General features: G+C 64.2%; 13 protein-coding genes. 3 read left to right on the top strand and 10 right to left on the bottom strand.

The features are described 5' to 3' along the window. Nucleotides 1–9: 9 nt before the first annotated feature. The 10 genes from rplB to I6I07_RS07655 all read right to left on the bottom strand — a co-directional run bounded on the left by rplB (nucleotide 10) and on the right by I6I07_RS07655 (nucleotide 8,893). Nucleotides 10–837 carry a 50S ribosomal protein L2 gene (gene rplB, locus I6I07_RS07700; protein ID WP_006392073.1) on the bottom strand — a complete coding sequence of 276 codons (828 nt, stop codon included), beginning with the start codon at nucleotides 835–837 and terminating at the stop codon, nucleotides 10–12. Further along, nucleotides 838–1,134 (bottom strand): 50S ribosomal protein L23, encoded by a 297-nt coding sequence (gene rplW / locus I6I07_RS07695; protein WP_006216557.1) that lies wholly within the window; start codon nucleotides 1,132–1,134, stop codon nucleotides 838–840. It lies immediately after the preceding gene. Then, entirely contained in the window at nucleotides 1,131–1,748 is a 618-nt protein-coding gene (gene rplD, locus I6I07_RS07690; RefSeq protein WP_006389605.1) for a 50S ribosomal protein L4, read from the bottom strand. Before rplD ends, rplW begins: the two co-directional genes overlap by 4 nt. A 4-nt stretch (nucleotides 1,749–1,752) precedes the next feature. Beyond that, nucleotides 1,753–2,442, bottom strand: a complete 690-nt coding sequence (rplC, locus tag I6I07_RS07685; RefSeq protein WP_006392074.1) for a 50S ribosomal protein L3 — start codon at nucleotides 2,440–2,442, stop codon at nucleotides 1,753–1,755. 330 nt (nucleotides 2,443–2,772) lie between these two features. Continuing rightward, entirely contained in the window at nucleotides 2,773–3,084 is a 312-nt protein-coding gene (rpsJ, locus tag I6I07_RS07680) for a 30S ribosomal protein S10 (RefSeq protein ID WP_003806903.1), read from the bottom strand. Between the two features lie 73 nt (nucleotides 3,085–3,157). Beyond that, complete coding sequence (gene tuf / locus I6I07_RS07675; RefSeq protein ID WP_198486201.1) at nucleotides 3,158–4,348, bottom strand: elongation factor Tu; 1,191 nt, start codon at nucleotides 4,346–4,348, stop codon at nucleotides 3,158–3,160. 80 nt (nucleotides 4,349–4,428) lie between these two features. Further along, nucleotides 4,429–6,531, bottom strand: a complete 2,103-nt coding sequence (gene fusA / locus I6I07_RS07670) for an elongation factor G (RefSeq protein WP_198486209.1) — start codon at nucleotides 6,529–6,531, stop codon at nucleotides 4,429–4,431. A gap of 18 nt (nucleotides 6,532–6,549) precedes the next feature. Beyond that, nucleotides 6,550–7,020: a 30S ribosomal protein S7 gene (rpsG, locus tag I6I07_RS07665; RefSeq protein ID WP_006216561.1), complete on the bottom strand. Its 471-nt coding sequence runs from the start codon at nucleotides 7,018–7,020 to the stop codon at nucleotides 6,550–6,552. A 175-nt stretch (nucleotides 7,021–7,195) separates the two neighbouring features. Then, nucleotides 7,196–7,573, bottom strand: coding sequence for a 30S ribosomal protein S12 (gene rpsL, locus I6I07_RS07660; protein ID WP_005017264.1), 378 nt, complete (start codon nucleotides 7,571–7,573; stop codon nucleotides 7,196–7,198). Between the two features lie 618 nt (nucleotides 7,574–8,191). Next, nucleotides 8,192–8,893, bottom strand: coding sequence for a response regulator transcription factor (locus tag I6I07_RS07655; RefSeq protein ID WP_198486208.1), 702 nt, complete (start codon nucleotides 8,891–8,893; stop codon nucleotides 8,192–8,194). Nucleotides 8,894–9,154: 261 nt separating this feature from the next. On the opposite strand from I6I07_RS07655, the gene I6I07_RS07650 reads away from it, so the two are divergent. From I6I07_RS07650 to I6I07_RS07640, 3 genes are read left to right on the top strand one after another with little or no spacing between them, the layout of a single operon-like run. Next, nucleotides 9,155–9,871, top strand: coding sequence for a response regulator transcription factor (locus I6I07_RS07650; RefSeq protein ID WP_198486207.1), 717 nt, complete (start codon nucleotides 9,155–9,157; stop codon nucleotides 9,869–9,871). A 33-nt stretch (nucleotides 9,872–9,904) separates the two neighbouring features. Then, nucleotides 9,905–11,014: a FecR domain-containing protein gene (locus I6I07_RS07645; protein WP_198486206.1), complete on the top strand. Its 1,110-nt coding sequence runs from the start codon at nucleotides 9,905–9,907 to the stop codon at nucleotides 11,012–11,014. A gap of 10 nt (nucleotides 11,015–11,024) precedes the next feature. Further along, nucleotides 11,025–13,352, top strand: coding sequence for a CHASE2 domain-containing protein (locus tag I6I07_RS07640; RefSeq protein WP_198486205.1), 2,328 nt, complete (start codon nucleotides 11,025–11,027; stop codon nucleotides 13,350–13,352). Nucleotides 13,353–13,359 lie beyond the last annotated feature (7 nt).

Raw genomic sequence — 13,359 nt, 5'->3', positions numbered from 1 at the left:
GTTCGCCTCTTACTTGCGCTTGCGCCGTTGGACGATCATATTGTTCGTCCGCTTGTTGCGACGGGTCTTGAAACCCTTCGCCGGGGTGCCCCACGGGCTGACCGGTTCGCGTGCTTCACCGGTACGGCCTTCGCCGCCACCGTGCGGGTGATCGACCGGGTTCATGGCGACGCCACGAACCGTCGGGCGAATACCGCGCCAACGCATTGCACCGGCCTTGCCGATTTGGCGCAGGCTGTGTTCTTCGTTACCGACTTCACCGATGGTGGCACGGCACTCGATGTGCACACGGCGGACTTCACCCGAGCGCAGACGCACTTGAGCGTAGGTACCTTCGCGGGCCAGCAGGACGGCGGAAGCGCCGGCCGAACGGACCATCTGGGCACCCTTGCCGGGCAGCATTTCGACGCAGTGAATCGTCGTACCCACCGGGATGTTGCGGATCGGCAGCGTGTTGCCGGCGCGGATCGGGGCTTCGATGCCCGAGATCAGCGTGGCGCCCACTTCCAGGCCGCGCGGAGCGATGATGTAACGACGCTCGCCGTCGGCGTAGCACAGCAGAGCGATGTGCGCCGTACGGTTGGGGTCATATTCCAGACGCTCGACCTTCGCGGGGATGCCGTCCTTGTCGCGACGGAAGTCGACGACACGGTAGTGCTGCTTGTGACCGCCGCCACGGTGGCGGATCGTGATGTGACCGTTGTTGTTACGGCCCGAACCACGGGTCTTCTTTTCCAGCAGCGGCGCGTAGGGCTCACCCTTGTGCAGGTTCGGGCTGACAACCTTCACCATGCCACGGCGGCCAGCCGAAGTCGGCTTAACTTTTACGAGGGCCATTTACTTCACCTCCGCAAAGTCGATTTCCTGGCCGTCCTTGAGCGACACGTAAGCCTTGCGCTCATTGCGACGGCGGCCAACGAATCGGCCAAAGCGCTTGACTTTGCCCTTACGGTTGAGGACCTGCACGGACTCGACCTGCACCTTGAAGAGCAGTTCGACGGCAGCCTTGATTTCCGGCTTGGTAGCGTCAGCCACGACACGGAAAGCGACTTGCTGATTCTTCTCAGCGACGAACGTGGCCTTTTCGGTCACGATCGGAGCCAGAATGACTTGCATCAAGCGTTCAGCGTTCATCCCAGCATCTCCTCGAGTTGAGCGATGGCCGGCTTGGTGATCAGCACTTTCTTGTAGTGGACCAGCGACAACGGATCGGCATAACGGGGCTCGACAACGGCAACATGCGGCAGGTTGCGGGTGGCGAGGTAAACATTTTCATCAACGTTGTCGGTGATGATCAGGACCGAGTCCAGGCCCAGGCTCTTCAGCTTTGCAGCGGCAGCCTTGGTCTTGGGCGATTCCAGATCGAACGATTCGACGACGGCGATGCGGTCTTCGCGAGCCAGTTGCGACAGGATCGAGCGGATCCCGGCGCGGTACATCTTCTTGTTGACCTTCTGGCTGAAGTTCTCTTCCGGCGAGTTCGGGAAAATCCGACCACCGCCACGCCACAGCGGCGACGAGGTCATACCGGCGCGAGCGCGGCCGGTACCCTTCTGGCGCCAGGGCTTCTTGGTCGAGTGCTTGACTTCCGAGCGATCCTTCTGAGCGCGGTTGCCGGCACGGGCATTGGCTTGGAAAGCCACCACGATCTGATGAATCAGCGCTTCGTTGAAGTCACGGCCGAAGATCGTGTCGGGCGCGCTGAAAGTCGCGGCCTGACCTTGGTCGTTCAGGAGCTTGAGATCCATTTACTTACGCTCCCTTCTTGGCCGGGGCCTTGATGGCCGGACGCACGACGATGTCGGCGCCAGCGTGGCCGGGGACAGCGCCCTTGACCAGCAGCAGGCCGCGCTCAACGTCAACGCGAACGACGTCGAGGTTTTGAACGGTGCGGGTGACATCACCCAGGTGACCCGCCATGCGCTTACCCGGGAAAATACGGCCCGGATCTTGAGCTTGGCCGATCGAGCCGGGAACGCGGTGCGAACGCGAGTTACCGTGCGAAGCGCGTTGCGAGCCGAAGTTGTGGCGCTTGATGGTACCGGCGAAGCCCTTACCAATCGTGGTGCCCGTGACGTCGACCTGTTGGCCGGCTTCGAACACCGATTCCACGGCGATCACGGAACCAGCCGCAAATTCAGCGGCGCGGGCGGGATCAAGGCGGAATTCTTTGAGGATGCTACCGGCTTCAACGCCGGCCTTGGCGTAGTGGCCCGTTTGTGCTTGCGGCACGCGCGAGGCGCGACGAGCGCCATAAGCCACCTGGATCGCGGCGTAGCCGTCGGTTTCCAGCGACTTAACTTGGGTCACGCGGTTGTTCGACACGTCCAGCACGGTCACCGGGATGGATTCACCTTCCTCGGTAAAAATGCGGGTCATGCCGACCTTGCGACCCACCAGCCCCAGCCGATGAGCGGCGGGCGTGGGTGTCGAATTCGACATCGTTTTCTCCATTCCCGACTGCGATTGGTCGGGGCTAATCAGGCAAAAGGTAACGGCCTTTGCCCTACGACTATGTTCAACCTGGCTTGGGGTTGCCCACCCGGAAAATCCCGGATTTGCGCGCCTCACCATAGTTAGACCTGCCACAAAATGGCAAGCTTGGCATATTAGCATGTTTTTTTCAGGCAGCACAAGCACTTAGCCTAAATAGGCCCCTGCCCCGCCGCCCGCGCGCCGGGCTGTGGCGCAAAAACAAATGGCCGCAGTCCCGAAGGATTGCGGCCATTCTGCACAAGTCCACTGGCGAAGGTAGCGGACTCGCGATACGCCTTACTGCAGCGCGATTTCGACGTCGACGCCGGCCGGCAGGTCCAGACGCATCAGGGCGTCAACGGTCTTGTCGGTGGGATCAACGATGTCCATCAGGCGCTGATGGGTACGGATTTCGAACTGGTCACGCGACGTCTTGTTGACGTGCGGCGAACGCAGCACGTCGTAACGGCGAATACGCGTGGGCAGCGGCACCGGGCCGCGGACAACGGCGCCCGTGCGCTTGGCGGTGTCGACGATTTCAGCGGCCGATTGATCGATCAGCTTGTAATCGAAAGCCTTCAAGCGGATACGGATCTTTTGGTTTTTCATGGCGTTTCCTAAAGAACGAGAGGCGAGGGCGGCAGGCGCCCCCGCTGGTTGTGTGCTGCTTAAGTGATCCGAATTACTTCAGGATCTTGGCGACGACGCCGGCGCCGACGGTACGACCGCCTTCACGGATGGCGAAACGCAGGCCTTCTTCCATGGCGATCGGGGCCAGCAGCTTGACGGTCATCGTCACGTTGTCGCCCGGCAGAACCATTTCCTTGTCGGCCGGCAGGTCGATCGTGCCCGTCACGTCCGTCGTGCGGAAGTAGAACTGGGGACGATAGCCGTTGAAGAACGGGGTGTGGCGCCCGCCTTCTTCCTTGGACAGGATGTACACCTCGGACGTGAAGTCCGTGTGCGGGGTGATCGAGCCCGGCTTGGCCAGAACCTGGCCGCGCTGGACGTCTTCACGCTTGGTGCCGCGCAGCAGGATGCCCACGTTGTCGCCGGCTTGACCTTGGTCCAGCAGCTTGCGGAACATTTCCACGCCGGTGCAAGTCGTCTTGACCGTCGGGACGATACCGACGATTTCGATTTCTTCGCCGACCTTGATGATGCCGCGTTCGATACGGCCGGTCACCACGGTGCCGCGACCCGAGATCGAGAACACGTCTTCAACCGGCATCAGGAACGCGCCGTCAACGGCACGCTCGGGCGTCGGGATGTAGGTGTCCAGGGCTTGGGCCAGCGACAGGATCGCTTGCTCGCCCAGTTCGCCCTTGTCGCCTTCCAGCGCCAGCTTGGCCGAACCCTTCACGATCGGGGTGTCATCGCCCGGGAAGTCGTACTTCGACAGAAGTTCGCGAACTTCCATTTCCACCAGCTCCAGCAGCTCGGCGTCGTCAACCATGTCGGCCTTGTTCAGGAAGACGATGATGTACGGCACGCCAACCTGGCGGCTCAGCAGGATGTGTTCACGCGTTTGCGGCATCGGGCCGTCAGCGGCCGACACGACCAGGATCGCGCCGTCCATCTGGGCGGCGCCCGTGATCATGTTCTTGACGTAGTCAGCGTGGCCCGGGCAGTCAACGTGCGCGTAGTGACGCGCTTCCGTTTCGTACTCGACGTGAGCCGTGTTGATCGTGATGCCGCGTGCCTTTTCTTCAGGAGCCGCGTCGATCTGGTCGTAGCCCTTGGCTTCGCCGCCGAACTTGGTCGACAGAACGGTCGTGATCGCCGCCGTCAACGTCGTTTTGCCGTGGTCAACGTGACCGATCGTGCCGACGTTCACGTGCGGCTTGGTGCGTTCGAACTTACCTTTTGCCATGATCTCTATCCTTTGACTTTCAAGGAAACTTTGGTTTCTGCCGGGACCGCCCGGATGGGGCGGACCCGGCAAAGGGTTATTTACTTGGCCCGAGCGGCGATGACTTCGTCAGCGACGTTCTTGGGGGCCTCGGAGTAATGCTTGAATTCCATCGTGTACGTGGCACGGCCTTGCGTCAGCGAACGCAGGTTCGTGGCGTAACCGAACATCTCGGCCAGCGGAACTTCGGCCTTGATGGTCTTGCCACCACCAACCATGTCGTCCATGCCCTGAACCATGCCGCGACGCGAGGACAGATCGCCCATCACGGTACCGGCGTAGTCTTCAGGCGTTTCGACTTCAACGGCCATCATCGGTTCCAGCAGCACGGGGCTAGCCTTGCGCATGCCTTCCTTGAACGCCATCGAGCCGGCCATCTTGAACGCGTTTTCGTTCGAGTCCACATCGTGGTACGAACCGAAGAACAGCGTGACCTTGACGTCCACGACCGGGTAACCGGCCAGGATGCCGGCAGGCAGCGTTTCCTGGATGCCCTTGTCCACCGCGGGGATGTATTCGCGAGGAACCACACCGCCCTTGATGGCGTCGACGAACTCGTAGCCGCCGCCCGGCTGGAGCGGTTCGACCTTCAGGACCACGTGACCGTACTGGCCGCGACCGCCCGACTGCTTGACGAACTTGCCTTCGACTTCTTCGCAGGTCTTGCGGATCGTTTCGCGGTAGGCCACCTGGGGCTTGCCGACGTTCGCTTCCACGCCGAATTCGCGCTTCATGCGGTCGACCAGAATTTCCAGGTGCAGCTCGCCCATGCCGGAAATGATGGTTTGGCCGGATTCTTCGTCGCTGCGCACGCGGAACGACGGATCTTCCTGAGCCAGACGCGACAGCGCCAGACCCATCTTTTCCTGGTCAGCCTTCGACTTGGGTTCGACGGCCTGCGAGATCACGGGCTCCGGGAACACCATGCGTTCGAGCAGGATGTGGGAGTCGATGTCGCACAGCGTTTCGCCGGTCGTCACGTCCTTCAGGCCCACGACGGCGGCGATGTCGCCAGCCAGAACTTCCTTGATTTCCTCGCGGTTGTTCGCGTGCATCTGCAGGATGCGGCCGATACGTTCCTTCTTGCCCTTGATGGGGTTGTAGACCGTGTCGCCCGACTTCAGGACGCCCGAGTAAACGCGCACGAAGGTCAGCTGACCCACGAACGGATCGCTCATCAGCTTGAACGCCAGGGCCGAGAACTTCTCGCCGTCGTCGGCAGTGCGCTGCACGGCATTGCCGTCGTCGTCCTGACCGTCGACCGGGGGAATGTCCACGGGCGAAGGCAGGTAGTCGATGACCGCGTCCAGCATGCGCTGCACGCCCTTGTTCTTGAAAGCGGTGCCACACAGCATCGGCTGGATTTCGCCAGCGATAGTGCGTTGACGGATGGCCAGGTTGATCTCGGCCTCGTCCAGCGAACCCGTTTCCAGGTACTTGTTCATCAGCTCTTCCGACGATTCGGCGGCGGCTTCAACCAGCTTTTCGCGCCATTCGTTGGCAGTGCCTTCCAGCTCGGCCGGAATGTCCTTGTAGTCGAACTTGGTGCCTTGGCTGGCTTCGTCCCAGATGATCGCCTTCATCTTGACCAGGTCGACCACGCCTTGGAACGTGTCTTCGGCGCCGATGGGGATCACGATGGGCACGGGGTTCGCGCGCAGACGCGTCTTCAGCTGGTCATAGACCTTGAAGAAGTTCGCGCCGGTACGGTCCATCTTGTTGACGAACGCCAGACGCGGCACGCCGTACTTGTTGGCTTGACGCCACACGGTTTCGGACTGGGGCTGAACACCACCCACCGCGCAGTAGACCATGCAAGCACCGTCCAGGACGCGCATGGAACGTTCCACCTCGATGGTGAAGTCCACGTGCCCCGGGGTGTCGATGATGTTGATGCGGTGCTCGGGGTAGTTGCCGGCCATGCCACGCCAAAACGCCGTCGTAGCAGCCGACGTAATGGTGATGCCACGCTCTTGCTCTTGTTCCATCCAGTCCATGGTGGCGGCGCCATCATGCACTTCGCCAATCTTGTGATTGACGCCGGTGTAGAACAGGATACGTTCGGTCGTGGTGGTTTTCCCTGCATCGATGTGCGCAGAGATGCCAATGTTGCGATAGCGCTCGATCGGGGTTTTGCGGGCCATGGTGGGTTAGTCCTTAAATTACCAGCGGAAATGGCTGAAGGCCTTGTTGGCCTCGGCCATCTTGTGCGTGTCTTCGCGCTTCTTCATCGCGGCGCCACGACCTTCGGAGGCGTCGATCAGTTCGCCAGCAAGACGCAGATCCATCGACTTCTCGCCACGCTTCTTGGCGGCTTCACGGAGCCAACGCATAGCCAGGGCCAGGCGGCGCACGGGGCGCACTTCAACCGGCACTTGGTAGTTGGCACCGCCAACGCGGCGGCTCTTCACTTCGACGATCGGCTTGATGTTGTTGATCGCCAGGCTGAAAACTTCGATCGGCTCCTTGCCGGTCTTGGTTTGCACTTGCTCGAGGGCACCGTAGACGATGCGCTCGGCGACGGCCTTCTTGCCGTCCAGCATGACGACGTTCATGAACTTGGCGAGCTCGACGCTGCCGAACTTGGGATCGGGCAGGATCTCGCGCTTGGGTACTTCGCGACGACGGGGCATTGTTGCTTCCTTGTGTCTGTTCAGTTGAACCGTGTTTCATTACACGGCCATGGCCGTCCACTGGGACGACCCCTTACGTGCCGCGCACCTTCCCATTTCCTGGTTGGCGCGGTTGCACTTCCCTAATGACGGATGGCCGCCACGCGGGGGTACTGCTGATTCGCGTTGCGAACCCTTAGGCCTTCTTCGGGCGCTTGGCGCCGTACTTCGAGCGCGCTTGCTTGCGATCCTTGACGCCTTGCAGGTCGAGGGAACCGCGCACGATGTGATAACGCACACCGGGCAAGTCCTTCACACGACCGCCACGCACCAGAACCACCGAGTGCTCTTGCAGGTTGTGGCCTTCACCGCCGATGTACGAAATGACTTCGTAACCGTTGGTCAGACGCACTTTGGCAACCTTACGCAGAGCGGAGTTCGGCTTCTTGGGGGTGGTGGTGTACACGCGAGTGCACACGCCGCGGCGTTGCGGGCAGTTTTCGAGCGCGGGGCTCTTGCTTTTGATGATGCTGACTTCGCGCGGCTTGCGCACGAGTTGGCTAATGGTAGGCATGACCTTTGAAATCCCTTTTACGTACCACTGGTAAGTACTTACGTACTCGTCTCTTCGAGTGATGACTCTCTGAGAAGGCGGCTCGCGCAAAACCGCCTCAAACGTTCAAATACGTAAAAGAGCGGGCTTGCCAACAAACCATGACAAACGCACAAACCGGATGCTTCGGAGATGGCGGCGCTGGTTGACGGGGGCTCGTGACGCACCCCTTCGGTCTTGGGCCGCCAAGCTGGGCACGAAGGCTTCGCTTGGGTGATTGGCCGGACCTGTCTTCCTGGCGCCTCAAATGCCAGTCCTGGCATCGACTTTGCGCGCGATTAAAGCAGTAAGCCCTTTAGCATAGCTTAGATTCCGGCGCACTGTCAAAAACTTTTGTAAGCGTTGCGCGCGGGCACGTTGGCGGCAAAAGACGGCCTGTTAGGCGCAGGTCCGGCCCAGGTCGGCAAAATTGGGGCCAAATTGACGACGTGGGCATGCGGTCTTGGGCGCGGGGAGCGCCAGGCCAGGAAAAGGCCTCCTGCCAGGGCCGGGAACGCCACGCGGCGGCGGCGGACTGGCTGGCAGTGTAGCCGGCGCCGGGACTTTGTGGGGAACCGTCCCGCGGCGCGCGGCAGGCCGCTATTGGTCGGCGAACAGGTAGCCGCTGCCGTAGACGGTGCGGATCGGCAGCATCAGTCCCGCCATTTCGGCCTTGCGGCGCAGGCGGCTGACGATCACGTCGATGCTGCGCGTGCCACTGGAACGCGCGCCGCCGCCTTCCTGGCGCAGTTCGTCGCCCAGTTCGTTGCGGCCGACCGCCCTGCCCGCCACCTCGAGCAGCGAGCGCACGATCAGGCGTTCATTGGCCGACAGGGAAATCGTGGTGCCGGACGGCGCCGCCAGGGTCCAGCCCTGGTCGCGCAATTCCCACTGGCCGAGGGTCGGCTCCTCGGTCGTCAGGCTGTCCTGCCCGGCCGGCAGGCGCCGCGCCAGCGCCAGCAGGATGCAGGCCAGTTCGCGAGGGTCGTGCGGCGGCGGCAGGCAGGCGTCCGCGCCGCTCTGCAGGCAACGCAGGCGGGTATCCAGGGACAGGTTGTTGCCCATCACCACGATACCCATCGGCGACGAGCCGTGCAGGCGGGCCACCAGGGCATAGCCGATTTCACCGAGGGTGCCCACGTTCAGCACCACGGCGTCGTAGGGGCTGTTGCTGAGCAGGCCAAACAATTCCAGGGAAGTCGAGCAGCCGCGGGCCGAAATTCCAGCTTGAAGCAGTGCGGACACAGCGGTGTTACGTGCAGCCTCGTCCGGCGACATCATCAGTACGCGCAATTGATTCATAGGTTCTTTCCATCCCATCTGCCCCTGCCGCGCCCAGCAGACTGCGCCGGTTGACGGGAGGGGTCGGGACAGTGTGGCCTGTTGTTGTGCAACAACTCCAGTCAAGATTCGTCAAGTTTGCAATGTTTGACAGTTCTTGGCACAACGTAGCCAACAGTGACGCGACGCGAGTTATCATTCCATTACACAATCCTTTCTTCTTCTTGCAGTAGGGCGCCACAGGGCGCGCTTGCACAGCCAACCTTCGCGAGACCACGTCTGATGAAAATCGCGTCGCTGGAAGACGACCTGGACCAGGCGAAACGTATCCAGCAAGTCCTGACCGCCGCCGGATATACCTGCACCAGCTATCAGCAAAGCCGCGACCTGCTTGCCGCTTTGCGCACTGAAACATTCGACCTGGTGCTGCTGGACTGGCACCTGCCCGATATCGATGGCGATGATGTGGTGCGCTGGCTGCGCGCCAACATCGGCCCGCGCGTGCCCGTCATCTTCCTGACCAACCGTTCCAGCGAGGACGACCTGGTCGAGGGCCTGCGCGCCGGCGCCGACGACTACATTGTCAAGCCGTTGCGGCCGCTGGAACTGCTGGCGCGCGTCGCGGCGCTGCTGCGCCGCAGCCAGATCGCCGAGCCCGCCGACGAATCGTTCGACGTGGCCGCCTACCGCATCGAGCCCGCCGCGCGCACGATCTTGCTCGATGGCGCGGCGGTCGCGCTGGCGCCCAAGGAATTCGAGCTCGCCCTGCTCTTTTTCCGCAATCTCGGCCGTCTCATGTCGCGCGACGTGCTGGCCGAATGCGTCTGGAACCGCGAGATCCCCGCGACCTCGCGCACCCTCGACACGCACCTGTCGAACATCCGGCAGAAGCTGCAACTGCGCCCGGAACACGGCGTGCGCCTGAGCTCGTCCTATGCGCTCGGCTACCGGCTGGAATTGATATCCGCGTCCGAAGATAGCCCGCCCTCCGCGCCTTAGCGCCTGGCGGCATTACCTGGAGATTTGAACGACATGAGCCGCTGCCGCGCGCTTTCTTTGCTTGCCCTGCTTTCCGGCCTGCTGCTCGCAATCCCCTCCCACAGCCAACCCGCGGGCGCGCTGGGAGAAAACTTCATCTACCGCGTGCGCCAGGGCGACACGCTGATCAACATCGCCGCGACCTACACGCGCAACCAGGCCAACTGGAGCCCGTTGCAGTCGCTCAACCAGGTCGCCACGCCCGAACGCCTGCCCATCGGGCTGGAACTGCGCATCCCCCTGTCGATGATTCCGGAGCGCGCCGCCGATGCGCGCGTGGTCCACGTCAGCGGCCAGGCGAACCTCGACGGCCAGGCCCTCAAGCCGGGCGCCAACGTGGCCGAAGGCAGCAAGGTCGTGACCGCCCCCAACGGCTTCGTGACGCTCGAGCTGGCCGATGGCTCCAAGCTCACGCTGCCGGCCGACGGCGCCGTCGAACTGACCCGCCTGCGCCAATTCGAAGGCACTGACCTGACCGACTCGGTCATCCATGTCGAACGCGGCAGCGTCGAATCCAGCGTCGCGCCGGGCGGCCAGGGCGTGGGCCGCTTCGAGGTCCGCACCCCGGTGGCCGTGACGGGCGTGCGCGGCACGCGTTTCCGCGTGCAGAGCGGCAGCCAGGGCGTGCGCAGTGAAGTGCTGGAAGGCAGCGTGCGGCTGCAACCGCACGCCCCCGGCGCCGCGCCGGCGCAACCGGTGGCGGTGGCCCGGGGCTACGGCGCCGCCATCGGCGCCGATGGCAGCGTCGCAGGCGTGCGCCCTCTGCTCGCCGCGCCGCAGCTCGGCGAACCGGTGCGCGCCGGCGGTGGCAGCTGGACCAGCGCATTCCCGCCCGTGCCCGGCGCACAGGCCTACGTCGTGCGCGTGGCGCGCGACGCCGACGGCACGCAGCCGGTGTCCTCGACCCGCTTTCCCGGCCCGGACATCCGCTTCAGCGCCCCCGGTCCCGGCACCTTCTACGTCTCGGTGCGCGCCATCGACGAACTGGGCCTGGGCGGCCAGGACGCCACGGCCACCTTCACCGGCGTGAACCAGCTGATGACCAACAGCGGCCTGGGCGTCGCCACCGGCTTCGGCGGATTCGTGACGCTGAACGACTACTAGATCCACGCCCATGGCAGATGCCGCCGACTCCAACGACCGGGCCTCGCGATCAGGCCTGTGGTTGACGGTGGCGCTGGCGCTGCTGGCCGCGCTGCTCGGTTCCTTCAATGGCCTGGGACGCGTCGACCAGATCCTGTATGACCGCGCCGTCGCGCTGACGGGCCGCGACATGTCGCCCGACATCGTGATCGTGGCGATCGACGACACCAGCATCGACGCGCTCGGCCGCTGGCCCTGGCGCCGCGCGGTGCACGCGGCATTGCTGGACCGCCTGCAGGGCGCGCGCGCGGTCGGCCTGGATTTGATCTTCGCCGAACCCGACACCACCCATCCCGGCGACGACGCGATCCTCGCCGACAGCCTGCGGCGCAATGGCCACACCGTGCTGCCGGTGGTGCTGGACCGCCTGGCCTATCCCTCCTCCATCAGCACCCCGATCCCGATCCTGGCGCAGGCCGCGGCGGGCAGCGGTTTCATCAACGCCAACCTGGATGCCGATGGCGTGCTGCGGTCGGCGATGCTGACGACGCGTTTCGCCGGCGAGCGCTGGCAGCATTTCGCGTTGAGCATGCTGGACGTGGGCGGCCAGACGGCGATGGCCGACCGGCTGCTGCGCCGCGCGGGCAAGGATGGCGGCATCCTGATTCCCTACGCCGGCCCCGCGGCGCATACGCGCGCGGTGTCCTACCTGTCGGTGCTGCGCGGCGACGTGCCACCCGAGCAGCTGCGCGGCAAGTATGTGCTGGTGGGCGCCTGGGCCACCGGCCTGGGCGATGCCTACACCACGCCGGTTTCGCACGAGGTCAGCGGCATGCCGGGCGTGGAGATCATCGCCAACCTGCTGCAGGCGGCCAACGACGACATCGCCTTCCGGCCGCCCGCCCCCTGGCTCAATGCCCTGTTCTCGGCCCTGCCGGTGCTGCTGGCCTGCCTGGCGCTGTGGCGCCTGTCGCCCAACCTGGCGCTGCTGGTCAACATCGGGCTGCTGGCGCTGGTGCTGCTGGCCAGCCTGCTGCTGCTCGGCCACAGCTATCAATGGTTCGCGCCGACCGCCGCGCTGGTGGGCGTGGCGCTCTGCTATCCGCTATGGAGCTGGCGCAGCCAGGAAGCCGCGCTGCGCTATATGGACAACGAATTGCGCCGACTGCAGCGCGAATACCCGCCGGTGCTGAACGAAGCCCGGGCGCAATCGGGCGGCACCAGCGCCTCGCTCGAAAGCCGCGTCGGCGAACTGCGGCGCGCGCTGGCGCGGGTGCGCAACCTGCGGCGCTTCCTGGCCGACGGGCTCGACGGCATGCCCGACGCGACACTCGTGTTCGACCAGGACGGCCGCATGCAATTTCGCAACCAGGCCGCCGTGATGTACTTCCAGCGGCTGGGCATGCGGCCACCGCGGGTCGGCCATCCCGCCATCCACCTGCTGGAAAAGACCATCGGCGACGACGCCACCCGGCAACGCGTGGCCCAGGTGCTGAGCGGCCAGGGACCGGCCGCCGAACAGTCGCCTTGGAGCGCCGACCTGGAAGTGCGCGACCACGCCGGCCGCGACCTGATCCTGAAATGCGTGCCGATCCATACCGCCGAGGGCAACTTCGCCGGCACCGTCGCCACCCTGACCGACATCTCCGGCATCCGCCAGGCCGAACGCCAGCGCGAAGAGACGCTGCGCTTCATCTCGCACGACATGCGCGCGCCGCAAAGCTCGATCCTGGCGCTGGTCGAAATGAAGCAGGATGGCGCGCCGCAGGATGGCCGCGACGACACCCTCACCCGCATCGCCGCGCTGGCCAACCGCACACTGCATCTGGTCGATGACTTCGTGCACCTGACGCGCGCCGAATCGATGGCCATCAACGCGGTCGACCTCGACCTGGGCAGCCTGCTGCAGGATGGCGTCGATGAATTCTGGGCGGCCGCGCACAAGCGCGGCATCACGCTGGCGGTCGCGCCGTCGTTGCCGGTGGCCTACGTGCGCGGCGACCAGACGCTGCTGATGCGGGCCTTGAGCAACCTGATCGACAACGCCATCAAATACAGCCCGGCCGACAGCCGCATCACCTGCGACATCGACCAGGCATCCGGCTACTGGCGCGTGCACATCCGCGACCAGGGACAAGGCATCGCCGCGCAGGACCTGGCGCGGCTGTTCGAACCGTTCGCGCGGGTCGGGGTCGCCACCCGCGGGGATGTCGGCGGCGCGGGATTGGGATTGGCCTTCGTGCGCACCGTGGCGCAACGCCACGGCGGCGAGGTCGAGGTGACCAGCGAAGCGGGCGTCGGCTCGGTGTTTACGCTGTGCCTGCCGATGGCGCCCGAGGACGCCACGGCCCAGGATTAGGACCTGG

Origin of the sequence: Achromobacter deleyi, assembly GCF_016127315.1 — a bacterium.
GTDB lineage: Bacteria > Pseudomonadota > Gammaproteobacteria > Burkholderiales > Burkholderiaceae_B > Achromobacter > Achromobacter insuavis_A.
Note: the sequence above shows the minus strand (reverse complement) of the source record. Positions and strands in the feature narration are given on the sequence as shown.